This window comes from Sorangium sp. So ce426 (assembly GCF_051475585.1).
GTDB lineage: Bacteria > Myxococcota_A > Polyangia > Polyangiales > Polyangiaceae > Sorangium > Sorangium cellulosum_B.
In genome coordinates this window covers 7,849,449-7,871,619 of sequence record NZ_CP150341.1, presented here as the reverse complement: position 1 = coordinate 7,871,619, position 22,171 = coordinate 7,849,449, and the positions used below count along the sequence as shown (strand labels likewise).

Sequence of the window (22,171 nt, the reverse complement as noted above, 5' to 3'; positions counted from 1 at the left end):
TGCGGCCTCCAACGCCGGACGACGGCGCGGACGGGCTCAACGCTGGCTGCCGTCCAGCGCGCTCTCCTCGGTCAGCTCCGCCTTCGGCGCGCGCGCCGGCGGCACCTCGAGCCCTGCGGCGCGAGCCAGCCCCATCACCCCCTCCACGGCCGCCGCGATGTATCCGAACGGGTTGGCGCCATCGACGGCCGTGACGTGCACCTCTCCCATCCGCTGCTGGAAAGCGGCGGCGAGCGCCGGCATCTGCTGCGCGACCGTCAACCGGATGACCTCCGGCGACACGGTGTTCTCAATCTCCCGGAGCGCCCGCGCGCGGTCGATCTCGAGCTCCTGCGTGAGGCGCGCCTTCTTCGCCTCGATCTCGGCGATGGCGAGCTCGGCCTCGGCCACGAGCCGGCGCGCGCCCGCGATCGCCGCGCGCTGCGTGAGCAGGTCGATCTCCTGGGCGCTCGCGGCCATCTTCGCCGCGTGGCGCGCCGCCGCCGCCTCCGCCTCGAGCGTCGTCTTCTCGATCTCGGCCCTCAGCGTGAGCGCCGCGATCTGCTGCTCGTGGGCCAGCCGCGTCTCCTTCAGCCGCGTTTCGGAGGCGAGCTCCTCGAGCCGGGCCTTCTCGCTGGTCTCCTGGCGTCGCGTGCGCAGCTCGACCTCGGCGGAGAGCCTGGTCAGCTCGATCGCGCGCTGCGCCTCGGCCTCGCCCTGCCGGACCGCGCGCTCGGTGATCAGCGACGCCTCCCTGGCCTTCCGCTCCTGCTCCTGGCGATAGTGCGCCTGCAGGTTGCCGAACACCGCCGGAGAGAGGATGCGCACGTCCTGGATCTCGATCGTATCGATGAGGACGCCCCACCCCTTGTCGGTGGCGTCCTCGGCGCTGCCGCGCCCGGAGACGACGGGCACGATCTCTCGTATCAGCTCGCTGGCGAGCCCTTCCTTCCGCCGCGTCAGGCATTCCTCGACGGAGAGGTTCGCGACCAGCCGGCGCACGGCGCCCGCAAACATGTCCACGAGGAGCGCCTCGAGCTTCTCCTGCGCGCGCTCGGGGAACGAGAAGTTCAGCATCCGGAACGCGATGAGCGGCTCCGCGATGCGGTAGACGGCGAGCCCCGTGATCTCCACGCCGACCTTCTCGAGGGTGACCTGGTCGGCCGTGAACTGGAGCTTCTGGACCGTGGTCGGCACGATGGCGACGCTGTCGCCCGGGAGCTTGAAGCACGAGGCGCCCTGACCGGAGGTGGGCCGGAGGCTGCCCCGCCGCATGTGAATCAGGTACTCGCTCGGCTTCGCGCTGACACGGCCCCATCTCTTGAGCTTCTCTGGATCTTCGGCCGGCTTGCCGGCGCGCCAGCCCTGATCGTACCGCCCGCGATGGGCCGCCCCGGTCCCGTGATCGTCCGCGTGGAGGACCGCCGCGGCGCCGCCCGGCACCCCGTTCTCGTGGATGATGACCCTGCGTTGCTCGATGTGCGTCATGACCTCTACCTCGCGAGAACGGCTTTCGCAGGAAGCGGGCCAGGCAGGAGAGGCGGCGAAGGAGGCGTCCCGGGGCCGCGCCGCGCGCCGGCGACCCGCGACAGGCGAGGCGCCGATCCGGAATGGAGCGCAGCGCCGATCCGGAATGGAGCGCTGCGCCGGTCCAGGATGGAGCGCTGTCGCCCGGCCGCGGCGGCGGCCGACCCCTCCTGCCGCGAGCCATCACGCCGATCTCGGCCACCCGCCACAACGCACGCTCCCGGGATCAGGAGACGACGTCAGTACTTGCGGGAAAAGGCACGCTCGACCCACGCCTCGATGTCCTCGTGGGAGCTCCCCGGGCCTGGCTCATCCGTGCCCGCGATGCGGCTGCGGATGTCGGCCATCGGCTTCGAGCAGTCGGTGACGCGCGAGATGCGTCCCGCCTCGAGCTCCACCTCGAGGACGTGGGCGTATTTCCACGCCGGGTGGAAGCCCATGTGAACATACAGATCGAGCAAGAAGTCGCGCGCGAGAAGCAGGCCGCCGCTGAACGGGACGTGGAGCCCGATCCCTTCGTAGACGGCCGTGAATCCCAGGGGCGTCGTCGGCTCCTGGGGCATCTTGTCCAGCAGGGGAGGAGCTTCGCCTTCGAGCGCGACGTCCAGGCCGTCGAGGTACAGGGTGTTGTCGCGGAGCTCATAACGACAGACGAAGCCACGCCAGCACGCGGTGCTCGCCGGGCGAACACGAAGTCCGTAGCTCGCCGGGTCGAACAGCTCGCCGCCGTTCACGCCCGCCAGGCTCCAGTCAGCGCCCGCATAGGCGACGTCGTCACCGATTTGCGCAGTCATCTATCTGCTACCTCGAACCCTTCTGTCGTGGAGAGCCAGCGTACCTGACGCTTCCCCCGCCTTGTCAAGGAGACCAACGCGAGGTCACCGCGGCGCTTCCGCTCTCGAGCCCCGCGCTCCTGTCGCGATCAGCGCAGCGCGTGGGAGCGGGTCATCCGGTTCGCGAACGTCGACAGCGTGTAGGTTCCGATGCCGACGATCACCTCGAGGGCCTGCTCGGCGGTGAAGCCCGCGCGGAGGAAGGCGTCGAGATCGGCGTCCGGCACCTGGCCCCGCTCGCGCAGCGTCGCCTCGGTGAACGCCGCGAGCGCCTGGAGGCGCGCGTCGGCCGCCGGCCTCCGCTCGAACAGCGCCGCGGCGACCTCGGGGGAAGCCCCCGCGCGGAGGAGCAGCCCGCGGTGCATCGTGCGGCAGAGATCACAGCCGTTCTCGCCGGCGATGACCATCACCACGACCTCGCGCTCCACCGGCGAGAGCGTCGCACCCTCGAAGACCGCGAGGAGCTCGTCGAAGGCGCGCACCAGGAGCGGCGAGGTCGCGAAGCGCGCCAAGGGCAGCGGCAGGAAGCCGAACTTCCGCGAGGCCTGCTCCAGCGCGGGGCGGGCCGCCGCGGGCGCCGTGGCGAGCGTGTGCGCAGGAAAGTGAGGGGAAGCAGCGGTCTGGCTCATGCGGGTCTCTCCTGAATTGGTTGTCTATGCAATTAATTGGCGATGAAGAAGGCGGCGTGGAGGGCGGGGCTACGTTCAGCCTTTGGGCTCGAGGTTCGCGAGGATGCGCTGCAGCGTGCGCCGGGTCGTGAGCAGATCGTCCTCCGGGATGCCGGCGCGCGACGTGTCCACGAGGGCCTTGGCCTCGCCCGACAGGGCCTTGCGCAGCGCTCGCCCGCGCGCGGTGAGGTAGACGAGCCGGGCGCGCCGGTCCGTCGGGTCGGGCCGGCGCTCGACAAGCCCGTCGCGCTCCATGAGCGCGACGATCCGGCTCATCGTGGGCACATCCCGGAAGGTGCGCTCGGCCAGGTGCGTCTGCGTGACGCCCTCCTGCTCCCACAGGCGGACGAGGACCATCCATTGCTCGGGCGTGATCTCGACGCCGTGCGCGCGGAAGCGCCGGTACATCTCGGCGCGGGAAGCGAGGTAGACGCGCGCCACCCAGTAGCCGAGCGCGTTGTCGAGGACGATCCCCCCTTCGGCGGTGAACTGGTCGCGCATGATGGCCGAGCATACCGCGCGGTATTTGATTGTCAATGCAACCAATCGTGCGATGCGCCGCGCTGCTTCGTGCGGCCAGGCTTGCCGGCGGGATCGACCGGCGAGGCCGCGGGAGGCGGCGTCAGGGGTTATCCTGGGTCGTACGAAGCTCCCGTACGAGTCGCTCGAGCGTGAACCTCGACTCATGCCACCAGGTGTCGCTCTGGCTGAGCTGGGAGGTTCGATCCAGGAGCTCGTTCAGCTCGGGCAACAGCGCGGACGCATCCCGTCCAAGGGCGGCGACCGCGCGCAGCCAGCGCTCGAGCTGATAGGGAGCAAGCCGAGCGTCGAGCCGTGGACGCGACGCCCCGAGGACCGGCGCCATCGGGTGTTCGTCGCCGCTGCGCGCGAGCGCCTCCACCGCCAGCCAGCGCACGGTGAAGAGCTCGTCGGAGAGCGCACGACGGAGCGCCGGAGCCTGCTCGGGACACGGCGCAGCGCGCGCGAGGACGCGGGCCGCGGCGATCCGAACGGTGGGCTCCTTGCTCGTGAGGGCATCGGCGACCGTTGTCAGAACAGGCCGCGCAGCCACCCCGGCTCTCTCGAGGGCGACGACGGCGGCTCGCTGGACGTTTGGATTGGATGCATGTACCCAGCGGGCCGCGCTCTTCACGCCCCGCTCGGTCGGGGCGACCGGCGGCAGCCACCTTCCGATCGGCGCCCGACATGGAACCGGGCGGCCCCACGCCCCGGCGAGCGCGAGCAGGAACCGCTCAGGCTTCGGCTCTTCCCCCGAGAGACGCTCGATCGCCGCATCGATTCGCGCCCGATCCTGCGCAAGCGCCTTCTTGAAGTCGTCCTCCGGGTCACCGTGGTGAGGCATTCATCGTCCTCCAGAGAAACCGCGCTCGTCCGACGTCGCTGCCTCGGTGAAGTCGACCTGCCCCACGAGGTGCACCCGCTCGCTACCGCCTGAAGAACGATGCCTGCTGGAAGCGCAGGCCGGCCAGGATCTGATCCACCCGTGCGTCGGACAGCGACCCGATCCGCTCGCCCAGGCGGGCCTTCTCGACCGAGGAGATCTGCGACACGACCACGACGCTCTGCCTGGGAAGGTTCCCCTCGCCCACGTCGAGCAGGATGTTCCCAGGCTCGTTCGCCCGGTGCAAGTTCGACGTCAGCGCGCACACGACCACGGTCGTGATCCGCGAGTGGTTGAAGACGTCGTCCTGGACCACCACGTGGGGATGAGAGTAGCTCGGGACAGGCCCCCGCGAATCATCGGGCCCTATCCAGAACACGTCGCCGCGATCGATCCGCGCTGAGCGCGTGCCTGTCGGTTCTCCTGCGCCCTCGTCCATCTTCATGTGCCTCGCGCGCCGGCACGAAGGATGGTCCGTGGCGCACCTCGGCGCAACCCGCTCCTGCTGCACGACCTTCCCAGCACACCACGGGGTCTGGCAAGGAGGCACAGTCGCATCGACACGTCGCATCGACCCCGCCGATCCATCGGTTTCGCCGTCACCGGAGGCTCCCAAGCTCACCCGTGAGCACCGTGCACGGCTCACCTTGGCACAATCTGCTCCAGACTTGCTGGCAGCGCGCGTCTCCCCGGGACAAACATGCGATTTGCGGCGCAAAAGCGCACTGGCACGCAGGCTGCAAAACCCTGGCATCATGAGAACATCAATTGTCTTGGCGACCGTGCTCATGTCGGCTCTCGTGGGGTGCAGCTCGAACGAGGGAGGCGGCAGCGGCGGTGGCCCGGACCAGGGAGAGGGCGGCTCGGGGCAGGGAGGGGGCGGCGGGGCCGTCGAGTGCTTCGAGAAGAAGGCTGGATGCGTGCTGCCGTCGGACGCGGCGCGGATCGAGAGCCCGGTCGTCTCGGAGGAGGATCAGGTGTTGCTGGCGCGCAACAACGCGAGCTTCGCGCTCGACCTCGGCCGCGCGATCTCCAGCGCGAACGCGAACGTCGTCTACTCGCCTTACAGCATCTCGACGGCGCTCGCCATGACGTACGCGGGCGCGCGGACCACCACGGAGCAGGCGATGGCCGCGGCGATGCGGTTCGAGCTCCCGCAGGAGCGGCTGCACCCGGCGTTCAACTACGTGGATCTCGAGCTCCACAAGCGCGCCGAGGGATCGAGCGGGTTCGAGGGAGGCGGCTTCCGGCTCCACACGGCCAACGCGATCTGGTCGCACGTCGACCTCGCGCTCGAGCAGCCGTTCTTGACGGTGCTCGGCGAGAGCTACGGGGCGCGCGTGCGGCTCGCCGACTTCAATGCCCCGGAGGAGGCCGAGAGCCTCATCAACGCGTGGGTGAAGGACCAGACGGAGGGCAAGATTCCGAATCTCCTCAACGGCAGCGTGACCCCGGAGACGCGCGTCGTGCTCACCAACGCCATCTACTTCGACGCCGCGTGGCACACGCCGTTTGACGAGGACTTGACGAAGCCCGGCGCGTTCCAGCGCGGCGACGGCACGAGCGTCACCGCCCAGATGATGCACGGTAGACAGGAGACGCGCTACGGCGCCGGCGACGGCTGGGAAGCGGTGGAGATCCCCTATGCGGGCACCCCGGTCTCGATGTTCGTCGTCCTGCCGGCCGAGGGGACCGCGGACGCGCTGGCGGAGTCGCTCGACGGCGCGGCGCTCGAGACGATCATCACCTCGCTGCAGTCGCGGTCGGTCGACATCACGATGCCGAAGTTCTCGTTCGGCACCGCGGCCGCTCTCAAGACGGCGCTCGAGGACCTCGGCATGGGCGTCGCGTTTGGCGACAGCGCCGACTTCTCGGGCATCATCGAGGACGGAGGGATCCAGATCCAGGACGTCATCCACAAGGCGGTCATCGACGTGGACGAGGCCGGGACCGAGGCCGCGGCGGCGACGGCGGTCGTCCTCGCCGTATCTTCCGCGGCCTCGGGCGTCTTCAACGAGCCCGCGGCGATCGTCCTGGACCGTCCGTTTTTCTTCTTCATCCGTGATCTGTACACAGGGGCGCTCCTCTTCGCGGGGCGCGTCAACGATCCGACCGCGCAGTGAGGAGACGTCAGCCAGGTCCTTCCAACCGTCGTCGGATCGGTAGGATCCTGACCCGCGAGGATGCCCCATCGAGCGAGACGATCGCGCCGCGGTCGAGCTCCTCGGCGTACTGGCGCAAGAGGCCGACGACATCGGCCCCGATGGCGCTCGGGAGCAGGTTGAGCGTTCGGACTTGCAGGACGCTGGGGCCGATGGCGCCCGTGGTGGCAATCAGGATGCTGAAGTCGAGATCGTGTGTGAAAACGACGTATCCGCCCTCGCGTGCCCACGCCATCAGCTCACGATCCGGCGCTCGTGGGTCACCCATTTCAGACCAGTGGACAGCCTCGAACCCGGCGTCGACAAGAAACGACACCCAGGTTGGCGACAGGTTCATGTCCACGAGGATCTTCATGACGCCTTCAGTGGAAGCTCGACCTCCTCGGTGCGCCAGGCTGCATACGTGAGCGCCGCCAGCACATCGTCCTTCTCGAGGTACGGGTAGAGATCCAGCACCTTCTCCACGGAGTGTCCGGCCGCCAGCAGTCCCAGGATCGTGCCCACCGTGACCCTCATCCCCCGGATGCACGGGCGGCCTCCCATCACTGCAGCGTCCTGAGTGATCCTTGCAAGCAGTTCCGTCGCCATGCCCTGGAGGTTACCCTGTCCTCGGACTCATGGCACCGGCCCGGCTCGCTCCTTCGCGAGCGGAGCGCGCGCCGCGCCTAATCCCTCGTGAAGGCCGAGAGGCGGCGCAGCAGCCCCGAGAGCTGCGGGTACATGTCCCGGTAGATCCCCAGCAGCGCCGCGTAGCGCCCCCGGCGCCCGGCATCGGGATGGAACGTCGCCGTGGCGGTCCCGCGCATCGCCCTCGCGGCCCCCTCGATGCTCTCCGCCAGCCCGGCGCCGGCAGCCGCGCACATGGCGGCGCCCAGGCACGCCGCCTCGACCGTCTCGGACCGTTCGATGGCGACGCCCGTCGCGTCGGCCATCACACCGCACCAGAGGTCGCTCGCGGCCACGCCGCCGACCGCGGCGAACTCCGCGACCTCGATCCCCGCCGCGCCGCGCATCAGGTCCAGCACCAGGGCCTGCTCGAGCGCGACGCCCTCGATCAGGGCGCGGTAGACGTGGCCGCGCCCGTGCGCGTCCGTGAGGCCCAGGATCGCGCCGCGGGCGTCGGGATCCCAGTGAGGGTTCATGGCGCCCTCCCAGTAGGGCAAGAGCAGCAGGCCGCCGCTGCCGGGCGGGAGCGACGCCGCCTCGGCCTCGAGCGCCGCCATCGCGGCCCCGTCGCGCGGATCGACGCCCAGCTGGCGGCGCAGGTACCAGTCCGAGAGCAGCGCCCCGCTGCGCAGGCTGCTCTCCAGCACGTAACCGCGGCCGGAGGCGCTGGTCATGGTCCGCCACGCCGGGTCCTGCCGCGGCTCGGCGCAAAAGACGCCGAAGACCACCGCCGTGCCGAGGTTCAGGTAGGCGCGCCGCGGGTCCAGCGCATCGACGCCGAGCCCGGCCATCTGGCCGTCGCCGCCGCCGGCCAGCACCGGCGTGCCCTCGCGCAGGCCGGTGGCCGCCGCTGCGGCCGCCGACACCGCGCCGAGCGGCGCGCCGGGAGGGAGCGCCTCCGGCAGCCGGTCGGGCGTGATGCCGGCGGCGGCGCAGAGCTCCTCGGACCAGCGGCGCGCGCCGATGTCGAAGAGCGCGAGCGGATCGGCGCTCGCCCAGCTGGTGCGGGCGCGCCCGGTCAGCGCCTGCACGAGGTACGCCTGCACGTCGCAGAAGAGGGCCGTGCGGCGATGGGTGTCCGGCTCCTCGCTGGCCAGCCAGGCGATCTTGGGCAGCGCCGGGCCGAAGTCCGCGGCCTTGCCGGACAGCGCCCGCAGGCGGTCTTGCCCGATGCGGTCGATCACGGCGCCGAGGTGCCCGCGCGCCCGGCCGTCCAGCCAGAGCATGGCGGGGCGGAGCGGCTGGCCGTCGGGACCGAGGCAGGCGAAGGTCTCGCGCTGGTGCGCGAGCGCGAGGCCAGCGATGCGGCCCGGGTCCACCGTGGCGGTGACGCCGGCGACCGCCTGGCACAGGGCAGCCCACCAGTCCCGGGGATCCTGTTCGAATCGGTCGGGGGCCGGCCGCGCCAGCGAGAGCGGCGCCCGGCCGGCGGCGTGCAGGCGCCCCTGGACGTCGAAGGCCGCCGCCTTGGCCGCGGTGGTGCTCAGGTCGATGCCGAGGACGAGGTCGGCCGGCATGGCGCCGTCAGCGCCCCGGAACGCAGGATTGACAAGCGATCACGGGCGCAGACTACAGTACGGAATCGCGCCGGCACAATCGTCCAGCGCGGCGCCGCCGGGGAGCCGGCGGCGCCTTGAAAGGGAGACTGGAACAGTGCGCGCAACGTTCATTCACGGCATCCGCGATGTCCGGCTCGGCGAGGTCGAACCTCCGCGGCCGCGCGAGGGCATGGTGACGATCCAGGTCGCGGGCTGCGGGATCTGCGGCAGCGATCTCCATTATTACCTGGAGGGCGGGATCGGCGCGGCGCAGGTCCGGGACCCCTTCGTGCCAGGGCACGAGTTCGCCGGCTGGGTCGTCGACGACCACCCGGCGCTGGGCCTGTCGAGGGGGCAGCTTGTCGCCGTCGACCCCGCGCACGCCTGCGGCCGCTGCGAGTGGTGCCACCGCGGCCACGTGAACCTGTGCCCGCACGTGGAGTTCCTCGGCGCGCCGCCGCTCCACGGCGGCATGGCGGAGCGGCTGGCGGTGCGCCCCGAGCAGGTCGTGCCGGTCCCCCGCGGCTTCTCGGTGCGAAAGGCCGTGATGCTGGAGCCGCTGGGCGTCGCCGTCCACGCGATCGACCTGGCGCGGCCCCACGTGCAGGAGACGGTGGTGGTGCTGGGGTGCGGGCCGATCGGCCTCTGCCTGGTCCAGCTCGCGCGCCTGGCCGGCGCCGGGCGCGTCTTCGCTGTCGATCCCGTCGCGTACCGGGCCGAGGCCGCGCGCCGGCTGGGCGCGCACGACGTGGCGCCGAGCTTCGAGGCCGTCGCGGGGTGGACGGGCGGCCGGGGCGTCGACCTCGTGCTCGAGGCGACGAACTCGCCCGAGGGCTTCCACCACGCGGCCGAGGCCGCCCGCATCGGCGGTCGGATCCTGCTGGCGGGCATCCCGGAGGGCGACCGCTATTCGCTGCCGGCGGCGCTGTGCCGCCGCAAGGGGCTCAAGATCAAGCTCTCCCGGCGCATGGGGCACGTGTACCCGCGGGCGATCCGCCTGGTCGCCGAGGGGGCGGTGGACGTCGAGTCCATCGTCACCCACCGGTTCGACCTGTCCGAGGCCGAGAAGGGCTTCCGCATGCAGGCGGATTGCCAGGACGGGGCGCTGAAGTCGATCATCGTTCCAGACGAAGGCGACACGCCGTTCTGATCGGGGTCGTCGCGCCGGATCTCCAGGCGAGGCAGCGCGGCTGTCATTTTTCCTTCGCCCCATGTCACACGAGCTAGACCCGCTTCGTCATCGAGGGCGAGCGCGGGGTCACAGGAGCAAGGCACCGGTCGCTCGCGTGATCGACAAGGGAGAAAGACATGAAGATCGTGGTTATCGGTGGAACCGGCCTGATCGGGACGAAGCTCGTACGCAGGCTCCGCCAGCAGGGCCATGAGGTCGTCGCGGCGTCGCCTTCCACGGGCGTCAACAGCCTCACGGGCGAGGGGCTCGCCGGAGCGCTCGCGGGAGCCGAGGTCGTGGTCGACGTGGCGAACGCGCCGTCGTTCGAGGACAAGGCGGTCCTCGATTTCTTCGAGACCTCGGGCCGCAACCTGCTCGCCGCCGAGGCCGCCGCGGGCGTCAAACACCATGTGGCGCTCTCGGTGGTCGGCACCGATCGAATGCTCGGCAGCGGCTATTTTCGCGCGAAGATGGCGCAGGAGGCGCTGATCGAGGCCTCCGGGATCCCCTACACCCTCCTGCGGGCCACGCAGTTCTTCGAGTTCATGGACGGCATCGCGCGCTCCAGCGCCGACGCGGAGCGGGTCCGCCTCTCGTCGGCGCATCTGCAGCCGATCGCGGCCGAGGACGTCGCCGACGCCCTGGCCGACGTCACGCTGAAGGCGCCCATGAACGGCATCCTCGAGGTGGCCGGCCCCGAGAGGCGCCCGCTCGCCGAGTTCGTCGGCAAGTACCTGAGCGCGAAGAAGGACCGCCGCGAGGTGATCGCCGACGCGGAGGCGCCCTATTTCGGTCTCCGGATCGACGATCGGTCGCTCACCCCGGGCGACGGCGCGCGCGTCATGCCGACGCGCTTCGACGACTGGCTCGCCCTGTCGCTGGCTGGCGCGCCGTGAGGCATCCGAGGGCACGCTCAAAGCGAGCTATCGATCGTATCCCTGCGGGGCGTGGTCAGCGCCGCTCGAGCGGCTTCACGACGAGCGCCCCGGTCTTGACATAGCGCTCGTAGACGACACGCAGCTCCGCGTCGTTGAGCCCCTGCTCGTCGTCGATGAGGTAGACCCCGCGCTGCGGGTCGCGGTAAACGTTCGCCTGGAACTCCTCCCAGCTCATGGTTTCGTCCCGGTCCGGCGCGGACTCGTCGGACTCGGACGAAGAGGAGGGCTCCGTGCCGCCGCAACCGGCGAGCGCGAGCGCCACCACGGGCACGCAGAGAAGCACGGACAGGGAGCTCGCGACGCGGCTCCTGGACAGACGTCTCGAAGACGATCCTTGATTCATTGAAACACCTCTCACGGTAAGGTCACACGTTGTTCGCAACCAAGAGAATGCTGCAGGCGGCGACTCGACATCCAGCGCCGACAGCATCTGGTATATTTACACAGGAATCGAGGGATATGGAAGTCCCATGCGGGAGTAGCAGGGCATTTTCATCGTCGCCGCATCGCCGCATCGCCGCATCGCCGCATCGCCGCGTCGCCGCCAGCGGGGGGTGCAGTCTCGGTGGTGACTGCGCCTTGCGAGCCAGGAGGATGAAAAGAAGCGCGCACAGCGTCTGCCACAGGTCGTGTAAATCGAATGAATCCGGCGCGTCTGGGCTACCTCGGCCCCATCACGGCGCGCGGCGGAGGGGGTCGACTTCGCGCCGGGGTCTGCGGGGTGGTGACGAATCGTCGAGCTACCCGCCTGACGCGTCGACGTTCCACCCGTTGCCCAGCGTCAGGCTCCCGTTCCCCTCGATGGTCGTCGCGAGCTCGGACGACCCCTACTGCACCCCGGAGCGAGCCGAAGCCTTCGCGCGCGCCTGGGGGAGCGAGCTGATCCATGCGGGGCCGTGTGGGCACATCAACGTCGACGCCGGCTTTGGGCCGTGGCCGGAGGGAGAGCGGCTCCTCGCGGGGCTGACCGGGGAGCCCATCTCACGCGTGTTTCGCGCGTGAGATGGCGAGTTTTTGCGTTGAAATCTCTCGCCGGATCCCTGGCCGGACCTCTGGCGGGCGGAACCAGGTTCGGGCCGGTGGGAGGGGGCGCCTCGGGGAGCGGGTCGCCGTCGGCGCGCGAGGCCGCCTCCGCCGGGAGACTCAATATCTCCCGGTCGCCGCCACCGCCCGCCTCACCTCTTCGATCTTCACATCCCAGCTCTCGTATCGCATCGACGCGCCCCGCTCCGGGCGCGGGCCGGGCAGCTTCAGCTCTTCCTCGATCAGCTCGATGAACGCCTCGGTCGTGTCGCCGATGCGGGCCTCCTTCACCACCTCGACCTCGGGGATCCGCGTCGAGACCACCGGCAGGCCGGCGGCGAGGTACTCGCGGACCTTGAGGGGGTTGGCGTTGAGGGTCATCTCGTTGATAGGGAAGGGGTTGATGGCCACGTCGAAGCCCTTGCAGTAGGCCGGCAGCTCCGAGAAGGGTTTGCGGCCGAGGACGTGGACGTTGGGCAGCGCGGTGAGGCGGGAGATGTCGGTCGTCACCTTGCCGAGCAGCACCATCGACCCGCCGGAGAAGTGCCTGGCGACCGCCTCCATGAGCGGGATGTCGATCCACTCGTCGGCCATCAGGCCGAAATAGCCAATCACCGGCTTGGGGAGGGCGGCGATGTCGGCCGGGATCTTCGTCTTGGGGGCGAGCGCCGCGCGGAAGTGCTCGTACTGCACGCCGTGGCGCACCAGGGCCGTGCGCGGGTTGTACTGCGATTTGGTGCGGAGCAGCTTCTCGGAGGAGACGATGCAGAGGTCGGCCTTCTCGACGAGGGATCGCTCGAGCTCCATCAGCTCGGCCGGGACATCGTGGAAGGCGGTGAACTCGTCGACGCAGTAATAGATCAGGAACGACTCGCCGAGCGCGCCGGCGATGACGGCGGCCGTGGGCGTGAAGACCCAGTTGACCACGTTGCGGAAGCCGAGCCGATCCGTCGCCCGCCGCACCTGGAGCTTGAGCAGCTCCCGGTTGACCTCGTGCATGGCCGGGTTGCCCCAGGCCGGGATGGCGAGCGGGTTGAGCACGAAGAGGTTCGGCTCGACCTCGCGCACCGGCTCGGTGAAGGCCTTGAGCTTGTCGAGGATGCGCCGGAAATCGCGGCCCGAGGCCTTGGGCGCGCGGTATCCGATGGAGCTCACCCAGAGGATGCGGTTGTCCTTCGACAGCCCGCGCATGAGGTGGGTCTTGGAGAGCGGATCTCCCGTCCAGTCGTGGGCGAAACACAGCATGTCGCGTCCGCGCAGGACGCCGCTGGTGTCAGAAACCGAAGAGAACGGGATGCTCACGGTTGCCATTTAAGAGAGATACGATGATCTCGGGCGAGCGTCAAATGACGAGGTTTCTGCGGAGAAACGGTGCGCGGGGCCTCGTGTCTCGGGCATAACGAGCGGCACTCGCCTCGGCGGAGGACGGAGGATGAAAGGATGCGTGCAATGGTGTTCCGATGAAGACGATCGGATTCGCCGGCGGCGGACGGGCAGCGGGGCATCGCCGACGTGGTCGTCGACGTTCGATCTGCTCGGCTTCATGCATCACTGGTGCAGGTCGCGGCGAGGCGACTGGGCGAACCGGCTGCTGAAGAGGTATCCCCTTCCGCAGCCGCGCATCACGCACCCCGCTCCTGCCCGGTCGTAGCAAACCCGTGTCCCGAAGAGCCGGATGCGGGAATTCCGTACGTCCGGATCTGTGGGGGGCCGAGGGGCAGTCGACCCCGGCCTACCCGACTAGGCTCGACGATGGGATCAAGCGCGCAACGGCGCCGCGCGGTGCGCCCTGGCCGGTTCGCCGGCCATATCGGCCACGCGGCCGCGCGCGACCCGCGTCGCGCGCAGCCGGCCTCTCCCGACGTGGAAGCGGGCGATGGTCAGAAGCTGACGACGAGCTCGCCGCCGGTCGTGGCGTTGTTGCCCTCGAGGAGCTCGGGGACCTCGCCGTAGGCGTCCACGATCGCCCCGAGCGTGTAGGTATCCACGGGGACGTAGGTATCTGCGGCGACGACGAGGCTCTCGCACTGGCCTACGGCGAGGCTCGGCACCCAGGCGCCTCCGGGGAGGAAGTCGGCCGTCGTGATCGTCGCGTCGGGCGACAGCCGGACCTCCACCATGGTGCCGTAGCTCGGGTCCGTCCCCTGGTTGCAGACGGTGATCGAGACGTCGAAGAGGCTGCCCTGCGCGACGCTCGGCGGGCCGCTCACCGCCGAGACGACGAGATCGGGGCCGTAACCGATGGCCATCAGCTCGCCGGCGGTGGTGTTGTTGGTCTCGATGAGCTCCTGGACCGGGCCGTCCAGGTCCACGATCGCGCCGAGGTGGTAGGCGCCGTCAGGAGCATAGGCGCCGGCGGCCACGGTGATGCTCTCGCACTGGCCAGGGCTCAGCCCGGGGACCCAGCCGTTGCCGACATGGATATCGGAGGGCGTGATCGTCCCGTCTGACGACAGCAGCACATCGACGCTCGTACCGCCGCTCGGGGTCGTGCCCTGGTTGCACACGGTGACGATGGCGTCGAAGCCGCTGCCGGGCGCGGCGGTCGATGGGCCGCTCACGGACGCGATGAGATCCGGCTGGTAGCCGACGCCGAACACGCCGCTTGCGTTGGTGTTGTTGGTCTCGATGAGCTCCTGCGTCGAGCCGAAAGGGTCCACGACGGCGGCCAGGCGATAGGCGCCGTCAGGCACCGCCGAGTAGGCGGGGATGGGCACGACCGTGCACTGGCCAGGATCCAGGGGTGGCACCGGCGCGCCCCCGGCGATCACACCGGTGCTGGCCGCCTGGTCGCTGGCCGCCAGGCGCAGCTCCACGTCGCTGCCGTAGCTCGGCTGCGTGCCCTGGTTGCAGACGGTGACCTCGGCGTCGAAGCTGCTGCCCGGGAGGGCGCTGGGCGGGACATCCACCGCGGAGACGATGAGGTCCGGTCCATAGCCGACGCCGAGCACGCTGCCCGCCGCGGCGTTGTTGGTCTCGATGAGCTCGGGAGTCCAGCCGGACGGATCGACGATCGCGCCCAGGTGGTAAGCGCCTTCGGGCATATAGGCGTTCGCCGGGAGGGTCACGGTGGCGCATTGGCCCGGATCCAGGTACGGCACCGGTCCGTTGCCGGCAGGGAAGTCGGCCGTCGTGATGGTCGCGTCCGAGGAGAGGTGGAGCTCCACGTCGGCGCTGCCCGCCTGCGTGCCCTGGTTGCAGACGGTGAGCTCGGCGTCGAAGCTATGGCCCGGGGCGACGCTCGGCGGCCCGCTCACGGCGGAGACGATGAAATCCGGCCCGAAGCCGACGCCGATCACGCTGCCCGCCGTGGCGTTGTTGGTCTCGATGAGCTCGGCGATCGATTCGCCTGGGTCCACGATCGCCCCGAGGCGGTGGGCGCCGTCGGGCCCATAGGCGCTCGCGAAGACGAGCACGGAGGTGCACTGTCCAGGGCTCAGGCCGGGCACATAGCCGATCCCCGCGCTGAGGTCCGAGGGCGCGAAGACGTCGTCGCTCGACAGGAACAGCTCGACATCGACGCCGTAGCTCGGGGACGTGCCCTGGTTGCAGACGGTGACGGAGGCATCGAACCCGCTGCCCGGCGGGGCGCTGGGCGGACCGCTGACCGCCGAGACGACGAGATCCGGCCCGAAGCCGACGCCGATGAGGTCACCCGGGGCGGCGTTGTTGGACTCGACCAGCTCTTCCTGCCAGTCAACCACATCGACGATCGCGCCGAGGCGATAGGTGCCGTCGGGAACATAGGAAGTTGCGGCGACTGGGACCGCGGCGCACTGCCCGGGTGCCAGGAAGGGGACCATGCCGCCGCCAGCGGGGGTGTCGCCTGCCGTGATCGTGGCGTCGGTGGACAGGTAGAGCCCCAGTTCTGCGCCGTAGCTCGGCTGCGTGCCCTGGTTGCAGACGGTGACGGAAGCGTTGAAGCCGCTGCCCGGCATGGCGCTGGGCGGGCCGCTGACCGCGGAGACGATGAGGTCGGGCAAGTTGCCGATGCCGATCATGGCGCTCGCGTCGGCGTTGTTCGTCTCGATGAGCTCGGGGATCCAGTTGTCGCGGTCGACGATCGCGCCAAGGTGGTATGCACCGTCGGGCACGTACGCGCTCGCCGGGAAGGTCACGGTGGCGCACTGGCCCGGATCCAGGTACGGCACCGGACCGCTGCCAGCAGGGGAGTCGGCCATCGTGAGGGTCGCGTCGGCGGAGAGGAGCAGCTCCACCTGGGTGCCATAGCTCGGCTGCGTACCCTGGTTGCAGACCGTGACCGACGCGTCGAAGCTTCCGCCAGGGATCACGCTCGGCGGCCCGCTCACCGAGGACACGATGAGGTCGGGCTGGTAGCCGACGCCGATCACGCTGCCCGCCGCGGCGTTGTTGGTCTCGATGAGCTCGGCGAGCGCGCCGCTCGGGTCCACGATCGCGCCGAGGTGGTGAACGCCGTCGGGCACATAGGCGCTCGCGAGGATCGTCGCGGAGAAACACTGCCCTGGGTTCAGGTAGGGCACATAGCCGCCGCCGATCGGGAAATCGGCGGGCGTGATCGCGCCGTCGGGTGAGAGCAAGAGGTTGAGATCGGTGCCGGAGCTCGGCTCCGTGCCCTGGTTGCACACGGTGACCGAGGCGTCGAAGAGGCTGCCCTGCGTGACGCTCGGCGGGCCGCTCACCGCCGAGACGACGAGATCGGGGCCGTGGCCGATGGCCATCAGCTCGCCGGCGGTGGTGTTGTTGGTCTCGATGAGCTCCTGGACCGGGCCGTTCAGGTCCACGATCGCGCCGAGGTGGTATGCGCCGTCAGGAGCGTAGGCGCCGGCGGCCACGGTGATGCTCTCGCACTGACCAGGGCTCAGCCCGGAAACGACCTCGTTGCCGACATGGATATCGGAGGGCGTGATGATCCGGTCGGACGAGATCAGCACATCGACGCTCGTACCGCCGCTCGGGGTCGTGCCCCGGTTGCACACGGTGACGACGGCGTCGAAGGCGCTGCCCGGCGCGGCGATCGATGGGCCGCTCACGACGGACGCGATGAGATCCGGCTGGTTGCCGATGCCGAACACGCTGCTTGAGGCGGTGTTGTTGGTCTCGATGAGCTCCTGCGTCCACGCGTAGGGGTCCACGATGGCACCGAGGTGATAGGTGCCGTCGGGGGCTGCCGCATACGTGGGGATGGTCACGACCGTGCACTGGCCAGGATCCAGGTACGGAACCGGCGCGCTGCCGGCGAAGAAGCCGGTATGTGCCGCCTGGTCGTCGGCCGCCATGCGCAGCTCCACGTCGCTGCCGTAGCTCGGCAGCGTGCCCTGGTTGCAGACGGTGACCTCGGCGTCGAAGCTGCTGCCTGGCAGGGCGCTGGGCGGGCCCTCCACCGCGGCGACGATGAGGTCCGGGCCATAGCCGACGCCGAGCACGCTGCCCACCGCGGCGTTGTTGGTCTCGATGAGCTCGGGAGTCCAGCCGTACGGATCGACGATCGCGCCGAGGTGATAGGCGCCCCAGGGCACGTATGACGCGCTCGCCGGGAAGGTCACGGTGGCGCACTGGCCTGGCGCCAGGTACGGCGCCGGCCCGCTGCCGGCCAGGAAATCGGCCGTCGTGATGGTGGCGTCCAAGGAGAGGCGCAGCTCCACGTCGCCGCCGTAGCCCGCCTGCGTGCCCTGGTTGCAGACGGTGACCTCGGCGTCGAAGCTATGGCCCGGGGCGAGGCTCGGCGGCCCGCTCACGGCGGAGACGATGAAATCCGGCCCGAAGCCGACGCCGAGCACGCTGCCCGCCACAGCGTTGTTGCTCTCGATGAGCTCGTCGAGCGATTCGCCCGGGTCCACGATCGCCCCGAGGTGGTAGGCGCCGTCGGGCCCATAGGCGCTCGCGGGGACGAGCACGGAGGTGCACTGTCCAGGGCTCAGGCCGGGCACATAGCCACTCCCCGCGAGGAGGTCCAGGGGCGTGATGACGTCGTCGCTCGACAGGAACAGCTCGACGTCGACGCCGTGGCTCGGGGTCGTACCCTGGTTGCAGACGGTGACGGAAGCGTCGAATCCGCTGCCCGGCGGGGCGCTGGGCGGGCCGCTGATTGCGGAGACGACGAGGTCGGGCTGGAAGCCCACGCCGATGACGTCGCCCGAGGCGGCGTTGTTGGACTCGATCAGCTCTTCTTGCCAGTCGTTCACATCGACGACCGCTCCGAGGTGATACGCGCCATCGGGCACATAGGCGCTCGCGAAGACGAGCACCGAGGCGCACTGCCCGGGTGCCAGGAAGGGGACCATGCCGCCGCCAGCGGGTGTGTCGTCTTCCGTGATCGCGGCGTCGGTGGACAGGTAGAGATCCACGTCGCTGCCGTAGCTCGGCTGGGTGCCCTGGTTGCAGACGGTGACGGAAGCGTCGAATCCGCTGCCCGGGATGGCGCTGGGCGGGCCGCTGACCGCGGAGACGATGAGGTCGGGCAAGTTGCCGAAGCCGATCATGGCGCTCGCGCCGGCGTTGTTCGTCTCGATGAGCTCGGGAACCCAGTTGTCCCGGTCGACGATCGCACCAAGGTGGTAGGCACCGTCGGGCACGTACGCGCTCACCGGGAAGGTCACGGTGGCGCACTGGCCCGGATCCAGGTACGGCACCGGACCGTTGCCAGCCGGGGAGTCGGCCATCGTGAGCGTCGCGTCGGCGGAGAGCAGCAGCTCCACCTGGGTGCCGTAGCTCGTCTGTGTGCCCTGGTTGCAGACCGTGACCGACGCGTCGAAGCTTCCGCCAGGGATCATGCTCGGTGGCCCGCTCACGGCGGAGACGACGAGATCCGGCGCGTGGCCGACGCCGAGCACGCTGCCCGCCGCCGCGTTGTTGGTCTCGATGAGCTCGGCGAGCGCGCCGCTCGGGTCCACGATCGCGCCGAGGTGGTGAACGCCGTCAGGCACATTGGCGCTCGCGGGCACGACGACGGAGGCGCATTGCCCGGGATTCAGCCCGGGGAGATAGCCGCTCCCGGCGTGGATGTCCGACGGCGTGATCGCCCCGTCGCTCGACAGCAGCAGCTCGACGTCGGCGCCGTAGCTCTGGGTCGTGCCCTGATTGCAGACGGTGACGGCGGCGTTGAAGCTGCTGCCGGGCGTCACGCTCGACGGCCCGCTCACGGCTGAGACAACGAGGTCGGGCCAGCTGCCGACGCCGATCAGATCGCCCGGCGCCGCGTTGTTGGTCTCGATCAGCTCGGGCTGCCCGCCGTACGGATCGACGATCCCGCCGAGGTGATAGGCGCCGTCGGCCGTGTAGACGCTGGCGGGGACCGTCACGGCCGCGCACTGGCCGGGATCCAGGTAAGGCGTCGGCGCGCCGCCCGCGAACGCGTCGGTCTCCGTGATCGTGGCGTCGGCGGACAGGCGCAGCTCCACCATGCTGGAGCCCGGGGTCGTGCCCTGGTTGCAGACGGTGATCTCTACGTCGAAGCCGCTGCCCGGCAGGACGCTGGGCGGGCCGCTCACGGAAGCGACGGTGAAGTCAGGCCCGTAGCCGATGCCGATCAGAGCGCCTGAGCCCGCGTTGTTGGTCTCGATGAGCTCGAGGACCCCGTCCTGCGGGTCGACGATCGCGCCGAGGTGGTAGGCCCCCTCGGGCACATAAGCGCTCGCCGGGAAGGTCACCGTGGCGCACTGGCCGGGATCCAGGTACGGCACAGGACCGCCGCCGGCGAGGGAGTCGGCGGTCGTGAGCGTCGCATCCGCGGAGAGGCGCAGCTCCACGTGGGTGCCGTAGCTCGCCTGCGTGCCCTGGTTGCAGACGGTGACCGACGCGTCGAAGCCGCCGCCGGGGAACACGCTCGGCGGCCCGCTCACGGCGGAGACGATGAGGTCGGGGCCATGGCCAACGCCGATCAGACTGCCCGCCGCCGCGTTGTTGGCCTCGATGAGCTCGAGGAGCGAGCCGCCCGGGTCGACGATGGCGCCGAGGTGATAGGCGCCGTCGAGCACGTAGGCGTTCGCGGGCACGGTGACGGAGGCGCACTGCCCGGGGCTCAGATCGGGCACATCGCCGCCCCCGGCGGGCGCGTCGAACGGCGTGATCGCCTGATCGTACGAGAGCACCACGGCGATGTCGCTGCCGTAGCTCTGCGTCGTGCCCTGGTTGCAGACGGTGACGGAAGCGCTGAATCCGCTGCCGGGCACGAGGGTCGGCGGCCCGCTCACGGCGGAGACGATGAGATCCGGCCGATCGCCCACGCCGATCCGCCCGCCCGACGCGGCGTTGTTGGCCTCGTTCAGCTCTTCTTGCCAGTCGTACAGATCGACGATCGCGCCGAGGTGATAGACGCCGTCTGGCACGTGAGCGTTCGCTGGGATGGTCACGGCGGCGCATTGCCCCGGATCCAGGTCCGGCGCCTGGGCGCCGCCTGCGGGCGGGTCGGTCCACGTGATGTTGTCGTCGGGTGACAGGCGCAGCTCCAGGGCGGCGCTGTAGCTCGGGATCGTGCCCTGGTTGCAGACGGTGACGGTGGCATCGAAGCCGCTGCCCGGAAGGGCGCTCGGCGGCCCGCTCACCGAGGAGACGATGAGATCCGGCCGGTCGCCGATGCCGACCACGTCGCCAGCTGCGGCGTTGTTGCTCTCGATGAGCTCGGGAACGCTGCCGTACCGATCGACGATCGCGCCCAAATGGTAGGCGCCGTCGGGCGCGTAAGCGCCCACGTGGAGCGTTCGCGTGGTGCACTGCCCCGGATCGAGGTACGGCACCGCATCGCCGCCGATGGGCACGTCGGCCGCTGTGATGATCGCGTCCGAGGAGAGGTACAGCTCCACGTTGCTGCCGTAGCTCGCCTGCGTGCCCTGGTTGCAGACGGTGACCGAGGCGTCGAGGGAGCCGCCGGACATCGCGCTCGGCGGCCCGCTCACCGAGGACACGACGAGGTCCGGCTGGTAGCCGACGCCGACCGCGCCGCCCGCCGCCGCGTTGTTCGTCTCGATGAGCTCGACGGTCCAAGCCGGGACGTTCACGATCGCGCCGAGCGTGTACGCGCCGTCGGGCACGTACGTGTTCGCGGGGATCGTCGCCGAGAAGCACTGTCCGGGGCTCAGGCTCGGCACATCGCCGGCTCCGATCGGGAAATCGGCGGGCGTGATCTCGCCATCGGGCGAGAGCAGGAGATCGACATCGGTGAGGTAGCTCGACTGCGTACCCTGGTTGCAGACGGTGACCGAAGCGTCGAACCAGGCGCCAGGCACCTGGCTTGGCGGCCCGCTCACCGCCGAGACGACGAGGTCCGGCTGATAGCCGACGCCGATCAGCCCGCCCGCCCGCGCGTTGTTGGACGTGATGAGCTCCGCGTACCAGCCGTTCTCGTGCGCGATCGCGCCGAGGTGATAGGCGCCTTCGGGGACAGTGGCGCTGGCGGGCACGGTCACCGACTCGCACTGGCCAGGTTCCAGCCATGGAACCGGGATGCCGCCGCCGAGGAGGTGATCCGACGGCTCGATCGCGGCGTCCGGCGAGAGGAGCACATCCACGAGCGCGCTCTGGGTCGACGTCGTGCCCTGGTTGCACACCGTGGCCTGGATCTCGAAGCCGCCGCCGGGGAGCGCGCTCGGGGGGCCGCTCACGGCCGAGACGATGAGATCCGGGGCGTAGCCGATGCCGATCTCGCCTGCGACGGCCGCGTTGTTGGTCTCCGACAGCTCGATCACCTGCTCGAACGAGTCCACCACGACGCCGAGCGTGTACGCGCCATCGGGCACGGCCGCGGCGGTCTGGACGCGGAGCTCGACGCATTGCCCCGCGTCGAGGTACCCCAGAGGCGCATAGCCGGTGATGGGATCCGACGGTGTGATGATGTCGTCGTCCGAGAGGCTCACCTCGACCTGGGTGCCGTAGCTGGCCGAGTTGCCCTGGTTGCACACCGTGACCGACGTCGTGAAATAGCCGCCCGGCAGGACGCTGGGCGGCGCGCTCGCGCTCGAGATCACGAGGTCGGGTTCGTCGCCTGTGAGCGCCCCGGTCGCGGCCCCGACCGGCTCGGGATCGTCAGGGGGTCCGCTGCTCCCGCACCCCACGGTCATCGCCAGCATGCCGAGCACGAAGCACGCCCGTCGCACCAGAGATACTCTCAGGCTGAGCATAGAGAATCAGGAGAAGCCGGGGGCGCGTCCACGTCAAGGGGGTCGCAGATTCTTGCCGGAGTTTCGCGGGATAGGGACGTTGCGCCGTCACGAGGTGGGGGGCGCCGCCGCTTCCCTGGCGTCTTCGGTGGCGAGGCGCGCGCGCGCTGGCCTTGCGCTCACCGCTGGAA

At 70.1% G+C, this 22,171-nt stretch carries 16 protein-coding genes; 4 read left to right on the top strand and 12 right to left on the bottom strand.

Features of this window, described 5'->3' with window-relative positions:
• Positions 1-36: 36 nt before the first annotated feature.
• The 6 genes from WMF44_RS29140 to WMF44_RS29115 form a co-directional block, all read right to left on the bottom strand.
• Positions 37-1,467, bottom strand: coding sequence for an SPFH domain-containing protein (locus tag WMF44_RS29140; RefSeq protein ID WP_437293320.1), 1,431 nt, complete (start codon positions 1,465-1,467; stop codon positions 37-39).
• A 278-nt stretch (positions 1,468-1,745) separates the two neighbouring features.
• Positions 1,746-2,300, bottom strand: a complete 555-nt coding sequence (locus WMF44_RS29135; RefSeq protein WP_437293319.1) for a hypothetical protein — start codon at positions 2,298-2,300, stop codon at positions 1,746-1,748.
• 128 nt (positions 2,301-2,428) lie between these two features.
• Positions 2,429-2,968 carry a carboxymuconolactone decarboxylase family protein gene (locus WMF44_RS29130; RefSeq protein ID WP_437293318.1) on the bottom strand — a complete coding sequence of 180 codons (540 nt, stop codon included), beginning with the start codon at positions 2,966-2,968 and terminating at the stop codon, positions 2,429-2,431.
• A gap of 75 nt (positions 2,969-3,043) precedes the next feature.
• The gene (locus WMF44_RS29125; protein ID WP_437293317.1) at positions 3,044-3,508 is read right to left on the bottom strand and encodes a MarR family winged helix-turn-helix transcriptional regulator; all 465 of its coding nucleotides are present in this window, start codon (positions 3,506-3,508) and stop codon (positions 3,044-3,046) included.
• A gap of 121 nt (positions 3,509-3,629) precedes the next feature.
• Entirely contained in the window at positions 3,630-4,370 is a 741-nt protein-coding gene (locus tag WMF44_RS29120; protein ID WP_437293316.1) for a HEAT repeat domain-containing protein, read from the bottom strand.
• Positions 4,371-4,452: 82 nt separating this feature from the next.
• Positions 4,453-4,848 (bottom strand): type II toxin-antitoxin system PemK/MazF family toxin, encoded by a 396-nt coding sequence (locus WMF44_RS29115; protein ID WP_437301626.1) that lies wholly within the window; start codon positions 4,846-4,848, stop codon positions 4,453-4,455.
• Positions 4,849-5,164: 316 nt separating this feature from the next.
• Here WMF44_RS29115 and WMF44_RS29110 point away from each other — a divergent pair, with 316 nt between their 5' ends.
• Positions 5,165-6,532 carry a serpin family protein gene (locus WMF44_RS29110; protein WP_437293315.1) on the top strand — a complete coding sequence of 456 codons (1,368 nt, stop codon included), beginning with the start codon at positions 5,165-5,167 and terminating at the stop codon, positions 6,530-6,532.
• Between the two features lie 7 nt (positions 6,533-6,539).
• Here the strand turns inward: WMF44_RS29110 and WMF44_RS29105 are convergent, their stop codons facing one another.
• The 3 genes from WMF44_RS29105 to WMF44_RS29095 form a co-directional block, all read right to left on the bottom strand.
• The gene (locus WMF44_RS29105; protein WP_437293314.1) at positions 6,540-6,926 is read right to left on the bottom strand and encodes a DUF5615 family PIN-like protein; all 387 of its coding nucleotides are present in this window, start codon (positions 6,924-6,926) and stop codon (positions 6,540-6,542) included.
• Positions 6,923-7,159 (bottom strand): DUF433 domain-containing protein, encoded by a 237-nt coding sequence (locus WMF44_RS29100; protein ID WP_437293313.1) that lies wholly within the window; start codon positions 7,157-7,159, stop codon positions 6,923-6,925. Before WMF44_RS29100 ends, WMF44_RS29105 begins: the two co-directional genes overlap by 4 nt.
• Before the next feature lie 77 nt (positions 7,160-7,236).
• Positions 7,237-8,754, bottom strand: coding sequence for a xylulokinase (locus WMF44_RS29095; protein WP_437293312.1), 1,518 nt, complete (start codon positions 8,752-8,754; stop codon positions 7,237-7,239).
• Positions 8,755-8,890: 136 nt separating this feature from the next.
• Here WMF44_RS29095 and WMF44_RS29090 point away from each other — a divergent pair, with 136 nt between their 5' ends.
• A complete protein-coding gene (locus tag WMF44_RS29090) occupies positions 8,891-9,925 on the top strand; it encodes a zinc-dependent alcohol dehydrogenase (RefSeq protein ID WP_437293311.1) in 1,035 nt (344 codons plus the stop codon).
• A gap of 158 nt (positions 9,926-10,083) precedes the next feature.
• Positions 10,084-10,842 carry an SDR family oxidoreductase gene (locus WMF44_RS29085; protein WP_437293310.1) on the top strand — a complete coding sequence of 253 codons (759 nt, stop codon included), beginning with the start codon at positions 10,084-10,086 and terminating at the stop codon, positions 10,840-10,842.
• A 55-nt stretch (positions 10,843-10,897) separates the two neighbouring features.
• Here WMF44_RS29085 and WMF44_RS29080 read toward each other — a convergent pair whose 3' ends face one another.
• Entirely contained in the window at positions 10,898-11,167 is a 270-nt protein-coding gene (locus tag WMF44_RS29080; RefSeq protein ID WP_437293309.1) for a hypothetical protein, read from the bottom strand.
• Between the two features lie 107 nt (positions 11,168-11,274).
• Between WMF44_RS29080 and WMF44_RS29075 the strand changes: the two genes are divergently transcribed.
• Entirely contained in the window at positions 11,275-11,886 is a 612-nt protein-coding gene (locus tag WMF44_RS29075) for an RBBP9/YdeN family alpha/beta hydrolase (protein ID WP_437301625.1), read from the top strand.
• A gap of 141 nt (positions 11,887-12,027) precedes the next feature.
• Here the strand turns inward: WMF44_RS29075 and WMF44_RS29070 are convergent, their stop codons facing one another.
• Both WMF44_RS29070 and WMF44_RS29065 read right to left on the bottom strand, forming a co-directional pair.
• Positions 12,028-13,152 carry a glycosyltransferase gene (locus WMF44_RS29070; RefSeq protein ID WP_437293308.1) on the bottom strand — a complete coding sequence of 375 codons (1,125 nt, stop codon included), beginning with the start codon at positions 13,150-13,152 and terminating at the stop codon, positions 12,028-12,030.
• Positions 13,153-13,787: 635 nt separating this feature from the next.
• A complete protein-coding gene (locus WMF44_RS29065) occupies positions 13,788-21,977 on the bottom strand; it encodes a CARDB domain-containing protein (protein WP_437293307.1) in 8,190 nt (2,729 codons plus the stop codon).
• Between the last annotated feature and the right edge of the window lie 194 nt (positions 21,978-22,171).

Coding starts and splice junctions, on each gene's coding strand:
- WMF44_RS29140 (WP_437293320.1), bottom strand. CDS start 1,467: ATGACGCACATCGAGCAACGCAGGGTCATCATCCACGAGAACGGGGTG.
- WMF44_RS29135 (WP_437293319.1), bottom strand. CDS start 2,300: ATGACTGCGCAAATCGGTGACGACGTCGCCTATGCGGGCGCTGACTGG.
- WMF44_RS29130 (WP_437293318.1), bottom strand. CDS start 2,968: ATGAGCCAGACCGCTGCTTCCCCTCACTTTCCTGCGCACACGCTCGCC.
- WMF44_RS29125 (WP_437293317.1), bottom strand. CDS start 3,508: ATGCGCGACCAGTTCACCGCCGAAGGGGGGATCGTCCTCGACAACGCG.
- WMF44_RS29120 (WP_437293316.1), bottom strand. CDS start 4,370: ATGCCTCACCACGGTGACCCGGAGGACGACTTCAAGAAGGCGCTTGCG.
- WMF44_RS29115 (WP_437301626.1), bottom strand. CDS start 4,848: ATGGACGAGGGCGCAGGAGAACCGACAGGCACGCGCTCAGCGCGGATC.
- WMF44_RS29110 (WP_437293315.1), top strand. CDS start 5,165: ATGAGAACATCAATTGTCTTGGCGACCGTGCTCATGTCGGCTCTCGTG.
- WMF44_RS29105 (WP_437293314.1), bottom strand. CDS start 6,926: ATGAAGATCCTCGTGGACATGAACCTGTCGCCAACCTGGGTGTCGTTT.
- WMF44_RS29100 (WP_437293313.1), bottom strand. CDS start 7,159: ATGGCGACGGAACTGCTTGCAAGGATCACTCAGGACGCTGCAGTGATG.
- WMF44_RS29095 (WP_437293312.1), bottom strand. CDS start 8,754: ATGCCGGCCGACCTCGTCCTCGGCATCGACCTGAGCACCACCGCGGCC.
- WMF44_RS29085 (WP_437293310.1), top strand. CDS start 10,084: ATGAAGATCGTGGTTATCGGTGGAACCGGCCTGATCGGGACGAAGCTC.
- WMF44_RS29075 (WP_437301625.1), top strand. CDS start 11,275: ATGCTGCAGGCGGCGACTCGACATCCAGCGCCGACAGCATCTGGTATA.
- WMF44_RS29070 (WP_437293308.1), bottom strand. CDS start 13,152: ATGCTGTGTTTCGCCCACGACTGGACGGGAGATCCGCTCTCCAAGACC.